General features: G+C 34.3%; 18 protein-coding genes. 14 read left to right on the forward strand and 4 right to left on the reverse strand.

The features are described 5' to 3' along the window. The first annotated feature begins 84 nt into the window (after positions 1–84). From ACZZ9T_RS14270 to ACZZ9T_RS14280, 3 genes are all read left to right on the forward strand, one after another. On the forward strand, positions 85–2,502 hold the full coding sequence (locus ACZZ9T_RS14270) for a hypothetical protein (RefSeq protein WP_463442644.1): 2,418 nt from the start codon (positions 85–87) through the stop codon (positions 2,500–2,502). An 84-nt stretch (positions 2,503–2,586) separates the two neighbouring features. Then, a complete protein-coding gene (locus tag ACZZ9T_RS14275; RefSeq protein ID WP_463442645.1) occupies positions 2,587–2,823 on the forward strand; it encodes a hypothetical protein in 237 nt (78 codons plus the stop codon). 130 nt (positions 2,824–2,953) lie between these two features. Beyond that, complete coding sequence (locus tag ACZZ9T_RS14280) at positions 2,954–5,407, forward strand: hypothetical protein (RefSeq protein WP_463442646.1); 2,454 nt, start codon at positions 2,954–2,956, stop codon at positions 5,405–5,407. Between the two features lie 98 nt (positions 5,408–5,505). On the opposite strand, the gene folP is transcribed toward ACZZ9T_RS14280, so the two are convergent. Further along, positions 5,506–6,372, reverse strand: a complete 867-nt coding sequence (gene folP / locus ACZZ9T_RS14285; protein ID WP_463442647.1) for a dihydropteroate synthase — start codon at positions 6,370–6,372, stop codon at positions 5,506–5,508. Between the two features lie 170 nt (positions 6,373–6,542). On the opposite strand from folP, the gene ACZZ9T_RS14290 reads away from it, so the two are divergent. From ACZZ9T_RS14290 to tpiA, 5 genes are read left to right on the forward strand one after another with little or no spacing between them, the layout of a single operon-like run. Continuing rightward, positions 6,543–7,109, forward strand: coding sequence for a DUF1599 domain-containing protein (locus tag ACZZ9T_RS14290; protein WP_463442648.1), 567 nt, complete (start codon positions 6,543–6,545; stop codon positions 7,107–7,109). Position 7,110: 1 nt separating this feature from the next. Further along, positions 7,111–8,214 carry a BT_3928 family protein gene (locus ACZZ9T_RS14295; RefSeq protein ID WP_463442649.1) on the forward strand — a complete coding sequence of 368 codons (1,104 nt, stop codon included), beginning with the start codon at positions 7,111–7,113 and terminating at the stop codon, positions 8,212–8,214. 33 nt (positions 8,215–8,247) lie between these two features. Next, on the forward strand, positions 8,248–8,598 hold the full coding sequence (locus tag ACZZ9T_RS14300) for a tellurite resistance TerB family protein (protein ID WP_463433227.1): 351 nt from the start codon (positions 8,248–8,250) through the stop codon (positions 8,596–8,598). A gap of 16 nt (positions 8,599–8,614) precedes the next feature. After that, entirely contained in the window at positions 8,615–10,744 is a 2,130-nt protein-coding gene (locus ACZZ9T_RS14305; protein ID WP_463442650.1) for a S9 family peptidase, read from the forward strand. Between the two features lie 8 nt (positions 10,745–10,752). Continuing rightward, positions 10,753–11,514: a triose-phosphate isomerase gene (gene tpiA, locus ACZZ9T_RS14310; RefSeq protein WP_463433231.1), complete on the forward strand. Its 762-nt coding sequence runs from the start codon at positions 10,753–10,755 to the stop codon at positions 11,512–11,514. 120 nt (positions 11,515–11,634) lie between these two features. On the opposite strand, the gene clpP is transcribed toward tpiA, so the two are convergent. The 3 genes from clpP to ACZZ9T_RS14325 form a co-directional block, all read right to left on the reverse strand. Next, positions 11,635–12,321, reverse strand: a complete 687-nt coding sequence (gene clpP / locus ACZZ9T_RS14315; protein WP_463442651.1) for an ATP-dependent Clp endopeptidase proteolytic subunit ClpP — start codon at positions 12,319–12,321, stop codon at positions 11,635–11,637. Positions 12,322–12,462: 141 nt separating this feature from the next. Then, entirely contained in the window at positions 12,463–14,433 is a 1,971-nt protein-coding gene (gene dnaG / locus ACZZ9T_RS14320) for a DNA primase (protein WP_463442652.1), read from the reverse strand. Positions 14,434–14,453: 20 nt separating this feature from the next. Next, positions 14,454–15,089: a hypothetical protein gene (locus tag ACZZ9T_RS14325; protein WP_463442653.1), complete on the reverse strand. Its 636-nt coding sequence runs from the start codon at positions 15,087–15,089 to the stop codon at positions 14,454–14,456. A 155-nt stretch (positions 15,090–15,244) separates the two neighbouring features. On the opposite strand from ACZZ9T_RS14325, the gene tsaE reads away from it, so the two are divergent. The 6 genes from tsaE to ACZZ9T_RS14355 all read left to right on the forward strand — a co-directional run bounded on the left by tsaE (position 15,245) and on the right by ACZZ9T_RS14355 (position 21,295). Beyond that, positions 15,245–15,652: a tRNA (adenosine(37)-N6)-threonylcarbamoyltransferase complex ATPase subunit type 1 TsaE gene (gene tsaE / locus ACZZ9T_RS14330; RefSeq protein ID WP_463442654.1), complete on the forward strand. Its 408-nt coding sequence runs from the start codon at positions 15,245–15,247 to the stop codon at positions 15,650–15,652. 69 nt (positions 15,653–15,721) lie between these two features. Continuing rightward, on the forward strand, positions 15,722–16,915 hold the full coding sequence (locus ACZZ9T_RS14335; protein WP_463433237.1) for an alanine dehydrogenase: 1,194 nt from the start codon (positions 15,722–15,724) through the stop codon (positions 16,913–16,915). Between the two features lie 19 nt (positions 16,916–16,934). Further along, entirely contained in the window at positions 16,935–17,306 is a 372-nt protein-coding gene (locus ACZZ9T_RS14340) for a hypothetical protein (protein ID WP_463442655.1), read from the forward strand. A gap of 4 nt (positions 17,307–17,310) precedes the next feature. Then, the gene (locus ACZZ9T_RS14345; RefSeq protein ID WP_463433241.1) at positions 17,311–18,084 is read left to right on the forward strand and encodes a histidine kinase; all 774 of its coding nucleotides are present in this window, start codon (positions 17,311–17,313) and stop codon (positions 18,082–18,084) included. Next, complete coding sequence (locus ACZZ9T_RS14350) at positions 18,050–18,769, forward strand: LytR/AlgR family response regulator transcription factor (protein WP_463442656.1); 720 nt, start codon at positions 18,050–18,052, stop codon at positions 18,767–18,769. Before ACZZ9T_RS14345 ends, ACZZ9T_RS14350 begins: the two co-directional genes overlap by 35 nt. Positions 18,770–19,021: 252 nt before the next feature. Beyond that, positions 19,022–21,295, forward strand: coding sequence for a cation:proton antiporter (locus ACZZ9T_RS14355; RefSeq protein ID WP_463443009.1), 2,274 nt, complete (start codon positions 19,022–19,024; stop codon positions 21,293–21,295). The last annotated feature ends 2 nt before the right edge of the window (positions 21,296–21,297 follow it).

Raw genomic sequence — 21,297 nt, forward strand, 5'->3', positions numbered from 1 at the left:
CAGAGCTTAAATTGAAACATAAACTTCACCTCAAAAACTTTATTACCCAAAGAAATATCAGTAATTTTGGGGCAGATTTTTTTCATGAAAAAAGGGCTTGTTTTTATATTTCTGTTACTATTCATTTTTGGTTATTCACAATCAAAACTTACAGTAATAAACGAAGCCAAAGGAACTCCAATTTCTGATGCTATTGTTTTATGTGACGGTATAATTCTAGGTAAAACAGATCCTGCCGGATTTTTAGAATTTAAATCTAAGTGTAAAAGTATTCAGATCTCTGCACCCAATTATTTCAAAGAAAGTGCATTGGTTGAAGATGAAATGACCGTTACTCTTATCCACACGTCATCAAAAACACAATCTATAGAAACCGTAATTCTTGAAGATAAAAGTGATCCACAGGCATTAGAAGTTCTGAGAAAAGTAGACCAGCTTTTTAAAAGCAACTCACCACAAAGCTTAGATTCTTACACCTACAAATCTTACGATAAGATCTCATTAGATATTGATCAGGACAGTATTTCAGCGTTCAACGAAGTTTTCAATGAGAATTTTAATCTATTCAAAAAGCAGAAAACAAAAGATTCTATCAATGATGTTTCGGCAAGGAGAATATTCTCGAAAAGCAAATTATTTCTTTGGGAAAGGGCTCAGGAATATTTGTACTCACAAAAATTCGGTGAAAAGGTAAATATTCTTGATAACCGGATTTCCGGATTGAAGCAGCCCATCTACGAACTGATTGCGATGCAGGGAAACAGGGACAAAATTCCAGATCAGATCAAGCCGGAGAATCGTGGTCTGTACAGATTTTATCTTACAGACACCATTGAAGTTGACGGCAGAAAAAACTTTGTCATCCGTTTCCGTGAGGCGAGCTATAAAAAATCGGTTAAAAGAAGAAAATTCAGCGGGTATCTTTACATTGATATTGATACCTATGGCATCAAAAAAATAGAAAGCATCAGCAAAGAAAAAAACGAAGGAAACATTACCAGTATATGGATCTTTTTTGCCAACAAATGGTTTCTGAATGAAGAAACTGTAAAGCTGAGAATGAGCAGGATGATGATGAACAGTTCTGATGAATCAGCAGTAAATAATGCAAACCATCATAAAAATCATAAGAAAAGCTTCGGAACATATGCTTATCTGAGCTCGAAATATTTTGATTATCAATCGCCAATCACAGAAGACCCGAAAGATTTTAAAGGATATACTTTCACAGTAAAAAATGCTGACGGAAAAACTCTGGAGAAATACCGTACAGATCCTTTGTCTGAAAGAGAACAAAATACGTATTTCGTTATTGACAGCCTAGGAAAAAAATACAATATTGATCGTAAGGCAAGGATTTTAACAGGCTTAATTAACGGACAGATAAGAGTAAAAAGTTTTGATTTTGATATTGGTGAAGTAATCAATTACAATCTCTACGAAGGCTTTCGATTAGGTTTAAAAGTAAAACTCAATGAAAATTTTAATCCGTATTTTTCTCCCGATTATTATTTTGCGTATGGTTTGAATGACGATCAGTTAAAATACGGAATTGGGCTTGACATCAAAACCACACTTGATAAAAACTCTTTTTTCCGATTCGAATATTATGATGATGTAAATTCATCAGGAGAATTTTATCGCAGACTCTGGACCTTCAGAATGAGGATGATGAATTATGGTAACAATATCAATAATGACAAATATTACCGTTACGAAGGTGCTTCTTTATCTTATTTAAATGATGTTACCAATGGTTTGACCTTAGCTTTTGCCGCACGAAGAAATACGGAAGAAGCAAAATTTGATTATAATTTCAGAAACAGTGGCGCAACCTTTGAAAACTTCAACACACTCGTCACCTTAAAATATTCTCCAAATTCCACCAACATTATGACTCCGCAGGGAAAGTCTGTGGTTGATCAAAAATATCCTGAACTGTATCTTAATTTTGAACAAAGTTTCAAAGCTTTAGGCGGAGATTTTAATTATACCCGTTTTGATGCCCTTTTTGTGCAGGATTTTAAAACTCGTTTAGGAACAACAGGAGTCAGATTATATGGTGGCTTGGTTTTGGGTGAGGCTCCTATCTGGAAACACTTTACGATGAACGGTCTTGCTTCGCCAAGTCGGGATCTTAATTTTAACTTAACCTCTTACCTTGGATTTGCTACCTTGGAAGGTGGGAAATTTTATAATGACAGATTTGTAGCCTACTATTTGACGCATAAACTTCCATGGTATTTTAAAAGTATCGGACAAAATGTTTCCAGTTTTGATTTCGTTTTAAGAGGAACCATCGGAGATATGAAACACCCGGAATATCACGATTTCAGATTCAGAAAATTAGATCATCTGTATCAGGAAGTAGGTCTGGAATGGAACAATTTTCTTTCTTCGTACTTTAATCTGGGCATATTTTACAGAGTCGGATATTACACAACCTACAGTTTTAAACAGAATTTTGCCTTTCAGTTTAAGCTTAAATTATTAGAATTTTAAAAATTGCCTTCTCAGAAGATGGCAAAAATTAGCAGAATTTTGACGGGTTTAAAAATGTTGTTAAATAATTAAAAAAATAAATCAATGAAAAAAATAGAAATAAAAGCAGAACAGTTTTTTGAATTATTAAGATTAAAAGACACTTCAATGTGGGTAATTTTCTCACAGATGATCGATGGGGAAGAAAAAGAAATGATCTTTTTAGACAACAAAGACAAAATTTTATTCAATTACATTTTGCCCGGTAATCAGGAAAAACTGGAAGAAGACAGAATAAAATTCGCCAAAGAATTTGCAGAAAAACAAGCTCTTCTTAATTGACAAATCATTTGTATTAAGAATTTTTAACATCTACGGCACTTTTTTTGCCATAGCTGTTTGATTACACATTTTCAATAAAATGGAAAAGCTGTGTAGTCAAAAATCTAAAACCATTACTTAGTAGTTCTTTATGAAAAAATTATTTATTCTGCTGTTGTCATTCGGGTATATCAGCATTTTCTCGCAGTCGAAAATTATCATCAAAAATTCCGGAGACAATACGGCAGTTCCTAACGCTACAGTAACCTGCAACAATAAATTTGTCGGAAAAACTGATGCAGCAGGAATTCTCAATTTTAGAACAAAATGTAAAAAAGTGGAAGTTTCTGCTAAAGGTTTTTATGAAGATGACGTGGTTGTTGATAAAGTAATGGAAGTTTTTCTGAGTAAAACCGATCCTAAAACCAGGAATATCGAAACGGTAATTTTAGAAGACAAGAGTGATCCCAGAGCTTTAGAAATTCTGAGAAAAATTAACGAAAATTACAAGCAGAATTCACCGCTAAGTTTAGATTCTTATTCTTTCAAATCGTACGAAAAAATCTCTTTGGATTTTGATGAAGACAGCATTAAGGCATACAATACTTACATTACCAACCGAATTGACTCTTTAAAAAAACTTCCGCAGCAGCCCATGAAAGTTCAGGAAAGAAAAGATTCTCTGGAATCTGTAAATCTGATGAAACTGGTGGGTGAAAGTAAAATGTTCCTGTGGGAAAGAGCATCGCAAAGTTTATATTCAAAAAAATACGGTGAAAAAACAAATATTCTAGACAATAAAATCGCAGGTTTGAAAGAGCCTATCTATGAACTGATGGCGTTCCGGTCTAACAGAAATGTAATTCCAAAAGAAATAAAAGAAGAAAACAGAAATCTTTACAGATTCTTTCTTACTGATTCAATTGAAATTGACGGCCGAAAAAACTATGTGATTCGCTTTCGTCAGGTTGATTATAAACAAGCGGTTAACAAAAGAAAATTTAACGGATATCTTTACGTTGACACAGAAACTTATGCTCTGAAAAAGATTGAAAGCAACAGCAAGATCAAAAGTGAAGGAAGCATTACCAGCATTTGGAAACCTGTTGAGAATAAATGGTTTTTGGTAAAAGAAAACTATAAAATAAAAATGGGTTCTACTTCTTTTGACACCGATGAAAAATCAGATAAAGATAAAACCAAAGAAGAAAAAGAGGCCGATAAAAACAATAGGCAGAAATTCGGAAGCTATGCTTTTGCTACTGCAGATTATTTCGATTTTAAAACTCCAATCGAGGAAAAACCTGAAGATTTCAGAGGATATACAATTGATGTAAAAAATTCAGACGGTAATTTGATTGATCAATACCGCACAGAAAATCTGACTGACCGCGAAGTTACCACGTATACTAAAATTGACAGTCTTAGCAGTAAATATAAGCTAGACCAAAAAGCGAAAGCATTGACGGGTCTTTTAAAAGGAAAAATAAGAGTCGGTATCGTAGATTTTGATTTGGCAAAAATCATCGGATACAATAAATATGAGCATTTCCGTTTCGGAGCCGGAGCAAAACTGAACGAAAAATTCAACAAATACATTTCTCCCGATGCCTATTTTGCTTATGGTATTTATGATAAAAAATTCAAATACGGAGCCGGAGTTGACGTTCGTACGACTTTAGAAAAAAATTCATTCTTCAGAGTTGAGTATTTCAATGACGTAATGGCAGCCGGTCGTTTCTCAGAAAATTTGTGGAACTTCAGAATGAAAATCATGAATTCCGGGGTTGCCTTGAATAATGGAGTTTTCTTTGGTTATGAAGGCTTTAAATTAAGTTACGAAAATGATATTACCAATGCTTTGACGATTAATGTTTCGGCAAAAAAAACCGAGGAAGAATCTAAATTTGCCTACAACTATAAAGGTTTGGGAAGTCAGTTTGATGTAACTTCATCTACGATTACACTGAAATATTCTCCCAATTCGAAAAATATCATGACTCCCACAGGAAAATACACGTATGAGCAGAGTCTTCCTGAAGTCTACTTAAATTACGAACAGGGGTTTAAAACTTTAGACGGAGATTTTAATTTCAGCAGATTTGATGCCTTATTTGTTCATAATTTTAAAACCAAATTAGGGGTTACAGGAATCAGAGCTTACGGCGGAATCATCACCGGCGACGCTCCTATCTGGAAAAATTTCACCATGAATGGGTTAGGAAAAGGAAACGGAGGACTTAATTTTAACTTAACTTCTTATCTTGGTTTTGCCACAATGGAAGGCGGAAAATACTATAATGATAAATTTGTAGGTGCTTATCTTACCCACAGACTTCCTTGGTATTTCAAAAGTTTCGGGAAGAATGTTTCAAGTTTTGATTTTATCTACCGAGGAACAATTGGTGATATGAAAAATCCGGAATTTCATCAGTTTGAATTTAAAAAACTAGATCATTTATACAACGAATTAGGATTGGAATGGAATAATTTCCTTTCATCACAATTCAACCTGGGATTTTTCTACAGAGTCGGACATTACAATACGCCGAAGTTTAAAGATAATTTTGCCATTCAGTTTAAACTGAAATTACTTGGCTTCTAAATATGAGAAATTACTAATGGGTAATGAATCAATGAAGATTGTTATTTAAAATTAAACCTCTCAAGATGTAATTCTGAGAGGTTTTTTTATGCTTCATTTTATGATTTAAAAAATTCATCAACAGTTTTCTTTGCTTCAGCAACATCATGTACACGCAGAATTTTCGCACCTTGCTTCAAAACCTTCATATGCAGCTTTTGAGTTTCTTCATTAATATCCAAAGCAGATTTCCCTAAAGGCTTATATATAAATGATTTTCTCGAAATTCCTATCAGTAAAGGGAAATTTTCGAAACCCAAAAATTCCACTTCATGTATCATTTTCATCTGATCCTCCACTGTTTTCCCAAAACCAAATCCGGGATCCAAAATAATATCTTTGATTCCTTTTTTTAAAAGTTCATCTGTTTTCTTTGAAAAATATTGATTGACAGATAAGGTAATATCTGCAAAAGAAGTTTTCTCATGCATCGTTTCGTATGACTGATTGACGTGCATTAAAATATAAGGAAGTTTTGTTTCGGCAACTGCATCAAGCAATTCAGAATCAAATTGTCCGCCAGAAATATCGTTAATCATATCAATCCCTTCATTACAACCAAATTTCACTGTTTCAGCATAGAAAGTATCGAGTGAAATTAAAGTTTCAGGGAATTCTTTTTTTATTAAAGAAATTACATTTCCAAGTCTTCTGATTTCTTCGTTACTGTTCAAAAATTCGGCATTCGGACGTGTAGATTGCGCACCAATATCAATAATAGAAACTCCTTCATTCAATAATTTTTCGGTGTGCTGAAGTGCAGATTTTTCATTATTAAATTTTCCGCCATCCGAAAAAGAATCCGGTGTAAGATTTAAAATCCCCATCAACCTGGGCGAACTTAAATCAACCAATCTTCCATTACAGTTGATAGAGTGAGAATGTTTGAGTGTTTGAGTATTATATGGTGAGTTTTTATTGGACATTGGAATTATGTATTGAAATTTATTTACAAAAATATGACAAAAAAGAATTGTAAGATTCGTAAAAGTAAAACTCTATTTCACAAATCAAAACCTTCCCACTCATAGACACTCTAACCTCAAACCCAAACTAAAACACAAAATTTTGTATATTTGAACTATTAAGAGAATGTATGTTAAAAACTTCAATACAGTTCGAGAAAATCATCAGTGAATGTCGTGATCTTTTCAGTAAAAAATTACAGGATTATGGTGCAGCTTGGAGGGTTTTGCGACCGAGCTCAATAACAGATCAAATTTATATAAAAGTCAACAGAATCCGCACGTTGCAGATGACGGATGTAAAAATGGTTGATGAAAGTGAAGAAGGTGAATTCATCGCTGTGGTCAACTACTCCATCATCGGATTGATACAATTAGAGAAAGGTCTTTCCAATGATTTTAACGAAAATAAAGAGGAAATTCTACATCTTTATAATAAATATGCCCACGAAGCCAAATCTTTGATGGAAAGAAAAAATCATGACTACGGCGAAGCCTGGAGAGATATGAGAATTTCATCTATAACCGATTTGATTTATCAGAAAGTTCTACGCACAAAACAAATAGAAGACAATCAAGGCGTTACCATCGTTTCAGAAGGTCTGGATGCCAATTATTTTGATATGCTGAATTACGCAGTGTTCTGCCTGATTAAATTCTCGGAAAAAGAAAACAACTTAGAACATCAAATTATATAATATGATAAAAAGTTTATTACGTTGCATCATCGCTTTGATCTTTATCCTTTCAGGATTTGTAAAAGCGGTAGATTTAGTGGGTTTTTCATTTAAAATGGAAGAATATTTTTCACCTTCGGTTTTCAATATGCCGTTTTTTGAGAAATTCGCTTTGCTTTTTTCGATCATTGTCGTGGTTTTAGAACTTTGGTTAGGGTTTATGCTTTTGTTGAAATTCAAACTGAAATTCACACTTTCTGCATTGCTTGCACTTTGTGTTTTCTTCGGATTTCTGACTTTTTATTCCGCATATTTTAATGTGGTGACAGATTGTGGGTGTTTCGGAGATGCCATTAAATTTACACCCTGGGAAAGCTTTGTGAAAGATATTGTTCTGTTGATCGGACTTTTAATTCTGTTCATTTTATATCGTAAAGAATTCAACAGAAAAGATGATCTTACAGCTAAACCGAAGAATAATAAATTCTTGTCACTTGCATTTGGACTTTTCTCAGGAATCATGATTTTCATTATGGCTCAGGGAATAATCAATGAGCCGATTATTGATTTCCGTGATTATAAGATAGGAACTGATCTGAAAGCTGAGAAAGAAAAAATCAGTAAAAATCCTTCAGAATATAAAACTTTTTATTCACTGAAAAATTCTAAAACAGGAGAAGTTTTAAAAGTTAATCAGGATGATTATATCAACCAGACAAAATACTGGGAAGAAGGCTCACCATGGAAGATTGAGGAAGGTAAAAATGAGTCAAAATTAATTAAGGAAGGGTATAAATCTGAAATTGTAAAGTTTAAAATCGAAGATCCCACAGGAATTGATTTAACAGATGAGATCATCAATGCTCCGAAAGCAATTTTAGTTTTTGCGTATCATCCGCAAGATGTTTCTTCTGACTTACTCAAGAAAGTGGAAGCTAAAGTAAATACTGATAAAACCGCAGTTATATATGGAATTTCTACCATCCCGACTACGTTTAAAACCATTAAAAATGCAATGATGGACGGAACTGCTATTAAAACTATTGCCAGAAGTAATCCTTTTGTTTTAATTTTGGAAAATGGAAAAATTGTAGACAAACAACCTGCAAAAAATTACGTTGATTAGTCAACTTTATACTAAAAACTTAAACATATTTAAATGCAAAAATCAAATAAATCAATCGCCGGTTATCACTTATTAATGATTCTTTCATCTGTGGACGGAGAATTTGCTCCCGAAGAAGGAATGTTGGTGCAGCAATATCTGGCTGACGAGTTTCCTTTTAAAATAAATTTAGATAACGAATTGGAAGCCATCGCATTGCTTCAGCCGGAAGAATGGAAAGACCATTTTGAATTTCACGGGCGTTGTTTCCTAGACGATTCTACAGAGGAAGAGCGTCTAAACTTTATTCAGTTTGCTAAAACACTGATTAAAGCTGATGATATTGTTACTGATGAGGAACATACTTTTTATATGCTTCTGAAAAATCTTTGGAATCTGGCTTAAACTTAAAAATATAACCATGAAGAAAATTCATTTAGGATTATTAGCTATGAGTATTTCTGCGACATTTCAATCTCAAAAATTCCCTGACTTAAAAGCACCTGTTGCAGAAAAAAAGGAACATATCAGAGAGATTCATTCAGATAAGGTAAATGATCCTTATTACTGGATGATTGACTATTTTAAAAAAGCAAAAGATTCTTCAAAAGTAGTTGATTATCTGAAGGCTGAAAATTCTTATTGGGAAGGAATGATGAAAGACACAGAGCCTTTCAGAGATCAGCTTTTTAAGGAAATGAAAGCCCGAATTAAAGAAAAAGATGAAACCGTTCCTACTTTTAAAAACGGTTATTATTACTACAGCCGCACAGAAACCGGAAAACAGTATTTTAAATATTGCAGAAAAAAAGGAAGTCTTACTGCTCCTGAAGAAATTCTCCTGGATGTAGATCAAATGGCAGAAGGTCACGCCTACTATTCAGCATCAGGTTTCAGCATCAGTCCAGATAATACCCAATTGATTTTCGGAGTAGATGATGTTTCCAGAAGGCAGTACAAATTATTTTTAAAAGATCTTACAACAGGCAAGACGACAGATCTTGGTATTAAAAACACCACAGGCTCTGCTACATGGGCGAATGATAATAAAACAATTTTCTACACTTCAAAAAATCCTGAAACACTTCTTACCGAGAAAATTTTCAGACATTTTTTAGGAACTGATGTATCAAAAGATATTCTGGTGTACGAAGAAAAAGATAAAACTAATTACATTGGTGTCGGAAAATCTAAGAACGAAAAGTTCATTATGATCTATTCCGGAGCGACAACGTCTTCAGAAACAAGGTATCTGGATGCCAACAAACCGAACGAAACATTCAAAGTTTTTCAACCAAGAATGAAAGATGTTTTGTATGACGTTACTCCTTTAGAAGACCGTTTTTTAATTACAACCAATAAAGACGCTCTAAACTTTAAAGTCGTAGAAACACCTTTAGACAAAACAGGCGTTGAAAACTGGAAAGATTTTGTTCCCCACAGGAAAGATGTTTTGATGGAAGGGATCAGTGAGTTTAAAAATTATCTGGTTTTCAGTGAAAGACAAAACGGACTTTCACAATTGGTCATTTATGACAGAAAAACAGGGAAAAAAGATTTTCTGAAATTTGATGAGCCTGCTTATACCGTTTATCCATCGGGTAATCCTGAATATAATACGGATAATTTCCGTTTTGGTTATACATCAATGGTTACTCCAAGCTCTCAGTTTGAGCAAAATTTAAAAACAGGCAAAAGAGTTTTACTGAAAGAGCAGGAAGTTTTGGGCGGTTACAACAAAGCAAATTACATCACAGAAAGACTTTTTGCAACTGCTAAAGACGGCACAAAAATTCCGATTTCCATTGTGTATAAAAAAGGGTATAAGAAAGACGGAAACAGTCCGCTTCTGCTCTATGCTTACGGATCTTACGGAAATTCGATTGATGCCACTTTCAGCAGTACAAGACTAAGTCTTTTAGACAGAGGTTTTGCGTATGCCATTGCCCATATCCGTGGAGGTCAGGAAATGGGAAGACAGTGGTATGAAGACGGCAAAATGATGAAAAAGAAAAATACTTTTACAGATTTCATCGATGCAGGTGAGTATTTAGTGAAAGAAAAATATACTTCACCAAAACATTTGTATGCTCAAGGAGGAAGTGCGGGTGGTTTATTAATGGGAGCTATCGTGAACATGAAACCTGATTTATGGAATGGTATCATATCACAAGTTCCTTTTGTAGATGTTGTGAACACCATGATGGATGAAAGCATTCCGTTAACCACCAATGAGTACGACGAATGGGGAAATCCTAATAATAAAGATGCTTACTTTTATATGAAGTCTTATTCTCCGTATGAAAACATCGAAAAGAAAAACTATCCGAATATTTTGGTTACCACAGGTTTACACGATTCTCAGGTACAATATTTTGAACCTGCAAAATGGGTGGCAAAACTAAGAGATTTAAAAACCGATAAAAATATATTGTTATTAAAAACAGACATGGCTTACGGTCACGGCGGTGCTTCGGGAAGATTTGATTACCTGAAAGATACAGCCTTGGTGTATGCTTTTATGTTTAAATTGGAAGGAATTAATAAATAAAATAAACTATGAGAAGAAAAATAGTTGCAGGAAACTGGAAAATGAACAAAAATGTAATTGAAGCACAGCAGTTGATGATTCAGTTATTAGGTTATAAAAATGACAACAATACCAATTGCGAGGTTTGGATTGCGCCACCTTCATTATACTTAATGATGGCAAAAGACATCTTCGAAAAAAATGAGATCGGAGTTTTTTCTCAGGATATGAGCGAATTTGAAAGTGGTGCATACACCGGTGAACTTTCTGTTGATATGCTGGAATCTATCGATGTAAACGGTTCACTAATCGGTCATTCTGAAAGAAGACAGTATCACGGTGAAAATGATGAAAGCTGCAACAAAAAAGTGAAATTGGCTTTAGATAAAGGTTTAATTCCTGTTTACTGTAATGGTGAAACGCTTGAACAAAGAAAGGCAGGACAACATTTAGACGTTGTAAAAACTCAGACTGAAACTGCACTTTTCACGCTTTCTGCTGAAGAAATCAAAAAGGTGGTAATTGCTTACGAACCAGTTTGGGCAATCGGAACAGGAGAAACGGCAAGTCCGGAACAGGCACAGGAAATTCACGCTCACATCAGAGGAATTATTGCTGAAAAATATGGACAGGAAGTTGCTGACGAAGTGTCTATACTTTACGGTGGTTCTGTAAAACCGGATAATGCTAAAGAAATTTTCTCTCAACCTGACATTGACGGTGGATTAATTGGTGGAGCTGCTTTGAAATTGGAAGATTTTTCTAAAATTATTGAAGGTTTTAATTCATAGGGTTTGGCTAAAGCCAAAGGAATTAATCATAAAAATATCATTTTAAACGGGCTAAAGCCCGTTTGTATTGAAACAAAAAACACGTCAATCGACGTGTTTTTGCTTATATTATTTCGAAAATTACTTCTTTTCTTTTGATCTCTGTAAAACTTCGTCTACCATTCCAAACTCTTTAGCTTCGGTAGATGTCATCCAGTAATCTCTGTCAGATGCTTTTTCTACCCACTCGTAAGTCTGTCCAGAATGTTCAGAGATAATGTCGTACAACTCTTTTTTCAGCTTCAACATCTCTCTCAAGTTGATTTCCATATCAGAAGCCACACCTTGCGCACCTCCAGAAGGCTGGTGAATCATCACTCTAGAGTGCTTCAACGCAGAACGCTTTCCTTTCTCACCTGCAACCAGTAAAACAGCTCCCATTGAAGCGGCAATACCTGTACAGATCGTAGCAACGTCTGGCTTAATAATCTGCATGGTGTCATAAATTCCTAGACCTGCATAAACGCTTCCACCTGGAGAGTTAATGTAAATCTGAATATCTTTTGAAGGATCTGCACTTTCTAAGAACAAAAGCTGAGCAGTAACAATATTGGCAACGTGATCATCAATACCTGTTCCCAAAAAGATAATTCTATCCATCATCAGACGAGAAAAAACGTCCATTTGAGCTACGTTCATTCTTCTTTCTTCCATGATATAAGGAGTAAGATTGGTAGGACCATACATTCCCATATACTGATCGGTAACAAGACCGCTGTTTCCTAAGTGTTTTACAGAGAAATCTCTGAATTCTTTTTTAATGTCCATATTTCTATTGGTATATTTTTTAAATTAATTAAGATGTAATTTACAATTTTTATTCCTAAAATTTTATAGGACTTTTTGGCAGAAATACAATTCTAAGATGAATGCAAAACACTTTACAAATCGTAACACCGAGCTAAACTGTTACCTTTTCACATAAATTGCTTTTATCGGAGAATATCCTAAAATTTCCGACAGTTGCATGGAAGCCTGCTTCAGCAAAGTTATTTTTTTGATGCTTTCAAAATATTTTGTTTCGTCATCTTTATTCAATTCAAGGTTTTTTGCAGTTTCTTTAATTAAATAATCGATGTATCTGAATTTATGAATCAGAATATCACCTTCCACCTGACTGTTGATTTTATCGCCATAATTGGGCGGAAAAATATTTCTTGAAGCCCAGTTTTCCAGTTCATTCAAAGGCATGATGGCATCCACTACTTTTGAAGTAATATTTTCATTCATAAATGTGACGAAAAAGTTTCCTTTTCTTAGTTCTTCATTCTGAATTCCTTCTTTGATGCTGTCGATGATAATTTTGTTGAGCTCAACCTGAAACTCATAATTTTCTTCTTCAAAATGATGAAGAATTTCTTCAATGACTGTAATATCGTATTTTTCGTGTGCTTCGTTTTCTCGCTGAAGAACAACATCTCCGAAATTTAACATTAGATTGACCAGATTATTTTCCTGTTTCAAAAGATCAAACATAATCGGATCTACTTGTTCTACACTATCAGGAACGATTTCCAGTTTGGGCTGAACATTTTCTTTCGGTGGAGTTCTCGGTGTCTGATTTTGAGTAATCTGCTTCTGAATATCCAATTCATTAAATAGACTCTGCTCAGAAAGTCCGAATTTATTGGAAACTTCTTTCAGATAAACCTCTCTTTTCAGCGCGTTTTGCACAAAACCGACAGACTTTACAATATTTCTGATGGCTTCTGCCTTTTTTATAGGATCGTTTCCTGCTTCTTTTAAAAGAATTTCAGCTTTAAAATCAATAAAATCCGTCGCTTCAGTTTCGATGAACTTTTCAACGTATTCCTGCGGATGTTTTCTTGCAAAAGAATCGGGATCGTCACCTTCGGGGAAAAGCAAAACACGAATATTCATGCCTTCCGTCAGCAACATATCAATGCTTCGGAAACTTGCTTTAATTCCTGCGTTATCACCGTCAAAAAGAATGGTTACATTCTCGGTAAGTCTTTTGATTAACTTAATTTGTTCGTTCGTAAGAGAGGTTCCGGAACTCGCCACCACATTTTCAATTCCTGAAAGATGAAGCGAAATAACATCCATATAACCTTCTACCAAAAGACAGATGTTTTTTCTTGAAATCGCCTGTTTCCCTTGGTATAATCCATATAAAACATTTGATTTGTGATAAATCTCTGTTTCAGGAGAATTGAGATATTTAGCAGTTTTAATATTGTTTTTAAGGATTCTTGCGCCAAATCCTAAAACTCTTCCCGAAAAACTATGGATCGGGAACATTACCCGCTCCCGGAAACGGTCAATTCCTGCCGGAGAATTTTCAGGAAAAATAGACAGTCCTGATTTTTCTAAAATTTCTTTAGAATAGCCTTTTTCTAAAGCAAATTCTGTAAAAGCATTTTTCTTTTCGGGAGAATATCCTAACTGGAATTTTTTGATCACTTCATCTTTCAGTTCACGCTCTCTGAAATATGACAGGCCAATCGATCTTCCTTCTTCATTTTCCCATAAAATATTTTGGAAATAGTCATTAGCAATCTCATGAATTTTATAGAGAATATCTCTTTCAGACTGGGCATTTTTTGCTTCCTCAGAAAATTCACGCTGGTCTTCTTCAATTTCGATTCCATATTTTTTTGCGGCATGTCGCAGTGCTTCAGGATATGTGAAATTCTCTATTTCCATTAAAAAAGAAATCGCAGTTCCTCCTTTCCCTGTCGAAAAATCTTTCCAGATCTGTTTACTCGGAGAAACAACAAAACTCGGCGATTTTTCATCATGAAACGGACTCAGACCTTTGAAGTTGGATCCTGCTCTTTTCAACTGCACATATTCGCCCACAATCTCTTCTACCCGGATTGTGGAAAATATTTTATCGATCGTCTGCTTGGAAATCATTGGTACAAAAATAAGTAAATTTATTCACTACCAGCAGTAACTGAATCTGGAATCAGAGAGCCTTCTTCGGACATTGTAATTTGAGAAATACATGATTCATAAAAGCTACCTTTATCATCAGCCACATCAGATGTTCTATAGATTTTTATCTGAAAACTGCTATCAGATATTTTTTTTGTCTCAACATTCTCACTACCAAAGCCTGAATTGTAATTTGAATTAGCTAAAAACATTGATACAATTTTTTGATTAACCTCATTAATAATGTACAAAGATGAATTTCTACCTATATGTAATTCTGCTGCAACATATTGTTTAATATTATTATTTTGATAATAACCAATTATATACAAAGGAATTTTATCTTTTGAATTGGGATTTACAAAAAATTCTTCATTTGATATGTAAACTATTTGATCCTGTTTAATTTCTTCAAAATCTGCACCCTCACTCATTAACCAGTCTAATGAATGATCAGTTATCGCTTTTATATCAGGAAGGTCCTTTATTTTATTTAAATCTTTTACAGCATCATAATTACGATATTGTAGAGACTCAATATCACAATGATGAACCGTAGCTTTTTTAGAATTTAAACACGATATATTAATACTTATAAAAAGAATTAAAAAATAAATATGAAAATTTTTCATCATAAGAAATCTTCTTAATTACAGCGCAAATTTAATTTTGTGTTTGTTTAAAAAAACTTTAAACAAACTAAAGAAAATAGATCTTTTATAATTGACTAATATACGCTTATACATGATTTTGAAATGTAATATTTGTAGTTTTGCAACAAATTATTTGTATGCAATTTAATATAAAAAATATTCAAGACTGGCAAAAAGTTGTAGAAGAAATCCTTCCTCAACTTCAACATCCCATTTTATTATTAAAAGGAAATTTAGGAGCCGGAAAAACTACATTTACACAATTCTTACTTAAAAAATTAGGCAGTGAAGATGAAGTAAACTCTCCTACCTACTCTATTGTGAATGAATACAATACGCCCAAAGGAAAAGTCTATCATTTTGACCTTTACCGTCTGAAAAACATTGAGGAAGTTTTCGATATTGGCATTGAAGAATATCTTGACAACGCTTTTTTGTGCATCATAGAATGGCCGGAAGTTTACGAAGAAGAATTGTATGGACTAAAATATCACACGATGAGCATTCACAATAACGGTGAAAGCAGAGAAATCAGTTTCGAGTAAATATTATGTATCTTTGTTCGAAGAAATCGATTGTTTTTTAATTTTCTGTAAGTCATAATTGAATTTAAAATGAGTACCACAAATATTTTTACTCCTTTTTCCGAGGAAGAATTAATGCCAAAGGAGGAAAAGTTGGAAATTGTTAAAAAAGGCAAGCAATTCAGCATAGGAATCCCTAAAGAAACCTGTCTCAATGAAAGACGTACTTGTATAACGCCCGATGCAGTGCAGGTTTTGGTACAGCATGGTCATGAGATTATTGTAGAATCTGGAGCCGGACAAGGATCTTTTTTTACAGACCTTCAGTACTCAGAATCGGGAGCGATTATTACAAATGACCCGAAAGAAGCGTTCAGCCAGGATTTAATTTTAAAAGTCAATCCACCTACAGAAGAAGAAATTGATTTTTTCAAACCCAATACATATCTCGTTTCTGCATTACAAATCAATTTGAGAGATAAAGAATACTTTTTCAAATTAGCAGAGAAAAAAATCAATGCTATTGCCTTTGAATTTATTGTTGATGAATACAAACAATTGGCTCTGGTCCGTTTAATCGGAGAAATTGCAGGTACAGTTTCCATTTTATACGCTTCAGAATTATTAGCTCTTTCTAACGGATTAATGCTTGGCGGAATTACGGGAGTAAGACCCACAGAAGTCGTCGTTTTAGGCGCCGGAATCGTAGGCGAATTTGCTACAAAAGCCGCTATCGGTTTGGGAGCAAGTGTAAAAGTTTTCGACAACTCACTTTCTAAACTTAGAAGACTTCACACTTTGGTTGACAGCCGCGTTCCGACATCTATTATCGATCCTAAAGAATTAAGTAAAAGCCTGAGACGTGCCGATGTTGTCATTGGCGCCCTTCCAAGATTGAATATGCAGCCGATTGTTACCGAAGAAATGGTTTGCAAAATGAAGAAAGGGAGTGTCATCATTGATATTGCGATAGACAATGGAAAAGTGATTGAGACTTCAGAATTGACCACGATGGATGATCCTTATATCGTCAAACATGGCGTAATTCACTGCGGACTTCCGAATCTGACCTCAAAAATGCCGAGAACTACAACCAAAGCAATCTCAAATTTTTTCCTTTCATATATCTTAAACTATGATCTGGAAGGTGGTTTTGAAAACATGCTGATTCGCAAAAACGAAATGAAACAAAGTCTTTACATGTACAAAGGCAGACACACCAAAAAGGTGATCTGCGATCGTTTCGGACTTACTTATCATGACATCAATCTTTTAATTTTTTAGCAGAAACGCTAATCTTCACATGAAAAAAATTAAATTCTTTTTAATTGGTCTTATTCCGGGACTTGCTATTGTATTTTTTGTTCTTAATAAAAAAGGTGCAAGCTGCAGCGGATATTTACCGAACAGCCGTGTTATCGCCGAAACTCTTTCCAAGGATTTCAAATATTCCGATCAATTTAAAACTGAAATGACTGCTTTAAAAATGGACGAAAAATTCATAAAAGACAGCATCATTACGGAAGGAAAAGTAGATTTTGACCGAAGTCATGCTCAAAAAAAACCATGTCCTGATTATCTTATTTCTTACCCGAAAGACCATCCGCGATATGAAATTACCTTCGAAAAATGTGCGGAACAAACACAGTTATTGAGCTTAAAGAAAATAAAATAAGAAGATGGAGGGCAATTACTATATGATTCATGATTATCTGATTTTCATAGGGGTTTTTGCTATTTTTTTTCTGCTTGCTTTGTGTATCTATTTTTTCAGTAAAAATCAAAAACTGAAGAATGAAAATATAAAACTGTCTGAAACCAATCAATTGATAGAGCAGAAATTAAATGAGGTGCAGCTAGAGCATATCGGCACCAAATTAAATCCTCATCTTTTCAAAAATATTCTAAATTCTGTACAATCTCATGCGTACCAAACGTATGTGTCTCTGGATAAACTGTCAAACGTTCTGGATTATATTTTGTACGAAAGCAACAACAAATTCGTAAGTCCCAAAGAAGAATTTAACTTTGCTTTGAGCTTAATCGAAATTAATAAAATCAAGATCAATCCGCTTTTTGATTTCAGAATAAAATCTAAAATTGATAAGTCAGATGCAATTTATGAAGAAAAAGTTTTTGCCCCGTTGATTTCTGTTGACCTGATTGAAAATGCCTTTAAGCATACCGATTTCCTGGCTTCTGATTCTTTCATTGCGGTACATCTTGAATTGGAAAACAGAATTTTTACGATGAAAGTAAGCAACAAAGCATCCCTGAAAAATGTTTTGGAAAAAGAGAAAAGCGGCTTCGGAAGCCAGTCTCTGGATCAACGTTTAAAAATGATCTATAATAACTCCTACGATCTCAACAGAAGTTCGAAAAATGGTATCTTCACAGCAGAATTAAAAATAAATTTAGGTGAGTTCTACGATAAAATGCGTTATACTAGATGACGAATTACTGGCGATAAGCTATCTGAAGCTTCTGTGTGAGCAAATAGAAAACGTAGAAGTTATCAAGGCTTTTAACGATCCTAAAATTTTCCTGAGCGAAATAAATAACCTCGACTGCAACGTCTGCATTTTAGATATCGAAATGCCCGGAATGAATGGTCTTCAGGTGGCAGAACTACTCTCAGATTCAAAAAAAATCATCTTTACAACCGCTTACAAAGAATATGCTGCGGAAGCTTTTGACCTTAATGTGGTTGATTACGTGAGAAAACCTATTAAAAAAGAAAGACTCATTCAGGCATTTGATAAAGTAAAAGAAATCAACGCCAATTTTCATAAAAAAGATTTTATCGAATGGAATACAAATATCGGTAAAACACTTATTTTCACAGAGCAGATTTCTTATATCAAAACTTCTGAAATTGACAGTCGTGACAAAGAAGTCACCCTCAAAGATCATTCAACGATTGTTCTGAAAAATCTTAATTTCAAATCTCTTTTAGAAATGTTAACTCCAAATGATTTTGCCCAGATCAATAAAAAAGAGATTATAGCCATTTCGGCAATCAAAGTTTTTTCGACTAACGAAATTATTACAAATTTGTCTCTGGACGGAGAAAATTTTCTTAAACTTCAGATTGGTGACATCTATAAAACTCATCTGATGGAAATATTCGGAAAGTAAATCTTTTAAAACATTACTTTTTTTCGCAGGAAAATTCATCTGAAATTAAAGCATCTGGTGTTGCAAATTCCACTTTATTACAACAACAAAAACAATACAAAGAACGGAAACCGGAAATTGGTTGTAGGATTGAGCTACAGCTTCAAATAGTTTCATTACATTATTCAAACTATTCATTACATTTAAATTTAAAAAGCATTTATCATCCATTATTTCTATGGAGATTTGCAATCTAAATAGGGAATCATGAATTTGGCTAAATACAGAAATATCATCTTTTACATCGTCACCATCGCAGTTTTTTCCTGCCTGATGTATTGGTTTATGATACAGGGACAGACGCTGGAAGTGGGAGAAAACATCATTGTTAAAACGCATAACGGTTCTTCCTGGGATAATTTTTCAGAATCATTCAAAACTAATCTTCATCATCCTTTGGCTCTTTTGCTGGCACAGATTGTCACCATCATTATGGCAGCAAGATTTTTGGGATGGATCTGCATTAAGATTAAGCAGCCGAGCGTAATTGGTGAAATGATAGCTGGTATTATTTTAGGACCTTCGCTTTTGGGAATGTATTTTCCGGAATTTTCCGCTTTTCTTTTCCCTAAAGAATCATTAGGAAATCTTCAGTTTCTAAGTCAGATCGGGCTTATCTTATTCATGTACATTGTAGGAATGGAGCTCGATTTGAGTGTTTTAAGAAAAAAAGCACACGATGCTGTGGTGATCAGTCATGCAAGTATCATCATTCCTTTCGCATTAGGAATTGGTCTTTCATACTTTGTCTATCGTGAATTTGCACCAGACGGCGTTCAGTTTATTTCATTCGCTTTGTTTATCGCAATTGCGATGAGCATAACAGCATTTCCGGTTTTGGCAAGAATTGTTCAGGAGAGAAATCTTCAGAAAACAAAATTAGGAACTATTGTTATTACTTGCGCAGCAGCAGACGATATTACGGCGTGGTGTATTTTGGCAGCGGTGATTGCGATTGTAAAGGCCGGCTCATTTGCAAGTTCTATCTATGTGATTTTAATGGCTATAGGTTATGTATTTTTAATGATTAAAATCGTAAGACCTTTCCTGAAAAGAATAGGAGATCTACAGGCAGGAAAAAACACCATCAACAAACCCATGGTAGCTATCTTCTTTCTGACGTTGATTTTATCGGCATACGCAACAGAAGTTATCGGAATTCACGCTTTGTTCGGAGCATTTATGGCGGGAGCTATTATGCCGGAAAATGCAAAATTCAGATCATTGTTTATTGATAAAGTGGAAGATGTTGCTCTTGTATTATTATTGCCTCTTTTCTTTGTATTCACAGGACTTCGTACACAAATTGGTTTATTGAACGAAGGACATTTGTGGATGACGGCAGGTGCAATCATTTTGGTCGCTGTAGTAGGGAAATTTGCGGGAAGTGCCTTAACTGCGAAATTTCTCGGTATTAATTGGAAGGAAAGTCTGACCATTGGTGCCTTGATGAATACCAGAGGTTTAATGGAGCTTATTGTTTTAAATATAGGATATGATCTGGGTGTTTTAAGTCCTGAAATCTTTGCGATGATGGTAATAATGGCATTATTTACTACTTTTATGACAGGACCTGCTTTAGATCTCATTAATTATATGTTTAAATCTAAAAAAGACGAAGACAAAAATAACGAAGAAAATGACTCAAAATACCGCGTTTTGCTCTCATTTGATAATCCGGAATCCGGAAGTACCCTTCTGAAACTGGCAAACGATTTCACACACAAAATGAACAGCAACAAAAGCATTACTGCAATGAATATTGCTCCGGTTGACGAAATGCACACGTATGAAATGGAGGACTACGAAAATGAACAATTTAAAAACGTCATAGAAACTTCAAATGATCTTCAGGTAGAAGTTAATACTCTTTTTAAGGCTTCTACAGACATTGAAAGTGACCTTACAAGCATCTCAAACAAAGGAAATTACGATTTGTTACTTATCATGCTCGGTAAATCGATGTATGAAGGAAGCTTATTGGGAAGACTTTTAGGTTTCACCACAAAGATTATCAATCCTGAAAAACTACTGAATACGGTAAAAGGGAAAAGCAATATTTTCAACAGTTCGCCTTTTGACGATTTTACCCTGCAAATTTTAGATAAAACCAACATTCCTGTTGGAGTTTTGGTGGAAAAAGGTTTTACCTCAGCCGAAAAAGTATTTGTACCTATTTTTAATTTAAGCGACTTTTATCTGCTTGAATATGCAAAAAGACTGATTAATAATAACAATTCTCAGATTATTATTTTGGATGTTGCCGGACAGATCAGAAGTAATATTGAAGTGAAAGAACTCATCAGAAGTATCGAGCAGGTTGCACCCAATCACATTACGTTGTATAATGAGAAGAAAATTGAGAAAGAATTTCTTGTCGGTCAGGATTTAATGCTTATCAGTAAAAAAAGCTGGCGCGGATTGATTGATTCAAAAAGTGTATGGCTTTCGGATATTCCTTCCACACTGATTATTAGTAATCCTTAATT

It is taken from the genome of Chryseobacterium sp. AC417 (assembly GCF_979258215.1).

Excerpts from the sequence above, each read along its gene's own strand:
- ACZZ9T_RS14325 (WP_463442653.1), bottom strand. The coding sequence starts at position 15,089 with ATGATGAAAAATTTTCATATTTATTTTTTAATTCTTTTTATAAGTATT.
- ACZZ9T_RS14275 (WP_463442645.1), top strand. The coding sequence starts at position 2,587 with ATGAAAAAAATAGAAATAAAAGCAGAACAGTTTTTTGAATTATTAAGA.
- ACZZ9T_RS14300 (WP_463433227.1), top strand. The coding sequence starts at position 8,248 with ATGCAAAAATCAAATAAATCAATCGCCGGTTATCACTTATTAATGATT.
- ACZZ9T_RS14335 (WP_463433237.1), top strand. The coding sequence starts at position 15,722 with ATGAGTACCACAAATATTTTTACTCCTTTTTCCGAGGAAGAATTAATG.
- tpiA (WP_463433231.1), top strand. The coding sequence starts at position 10,753 with ATGAGAAGAAAAATAGTTGCAGGAAACTGGAAAATGAACAAAAATGTA.
- folP (WP_463442647.1), bottom strand. The coding sequence starts at position 6,372 with ATGTCCAATAAAAACTCACCATATAATACTCAAACACTCAAACATTCT.
- ACZZ9T_RS14290 (WP_463442648.1), top strand. The coding sequence starts at position 6,543 with ATGTTAAAAACTTCAATACAGTTCGAGAAAATCATCAGTGAATGTCGT.
- dnaG (WP_463442652.1), bottom strand. The coding sequence starts at position 14,433 with ATGATTTCCAAGCAGACGATCGATAAAATATTTTCCACAATCCGGGTA.
- ACZZ9T_RS14340 (WP_463442655.1), top strand. The coding sequence starts at position 16,935 with ATGAAAAAAATTAAATTCTTTTTAATTGGTCTTATTCCGGGACTTGCT.
- ACZZ9T_RS14305 (WP_463442650.1), top strand. The coding sequence starts at position 8,615 with ATGAAGAAAATTCATTTAGGATTATTAGCTATGAGTATTTCTGCGACA.
- tsaE (WP_463442654.1), top strand. The coding sequence starts at position 15,245 with ATGCAATTTAATATAAAAAATATTCAAGACTGGCAAAAAGTTGTAGAA.
- ACZZ9T_RS14270 (WP_463442644.1), top strand. The coding sequence starts at position 85 with ATGAAAAAAGGGCTTGTTTTTATATTTCTGTTACTATTCATTTTTGGT.
- ACZZ9T_RS14345 (WP_463433241.1), top strand. The coding sequence starts at position 17,311 with ATGGAGGGCAATTACTATATGATTCATGATTATCTGATTTTCATAGGG.
- clpP (WP_463442651.1), bottom strand. The coding sequence starts at position 12,321 with ATGGACATTAAAAAAGAATTCAGAGATTTCTCTGTAAAACACTTAGGA.
- ACZZ9T_RS14295 (WP_463442649.1), top strand. The coding sequence starts at position 7,111 with ATGATAAAAAGTTTATTACGTTGCATCATCGCTTTGATCTTTATCCTT.
- ACZZ9T_RS14280 (WP_463442646.1), top strand. The coding sequence starts at position 2,954 with ATGAAAAAATTATTTATTCTGCTGTTGTCATTCGGGTATATCAGCATT.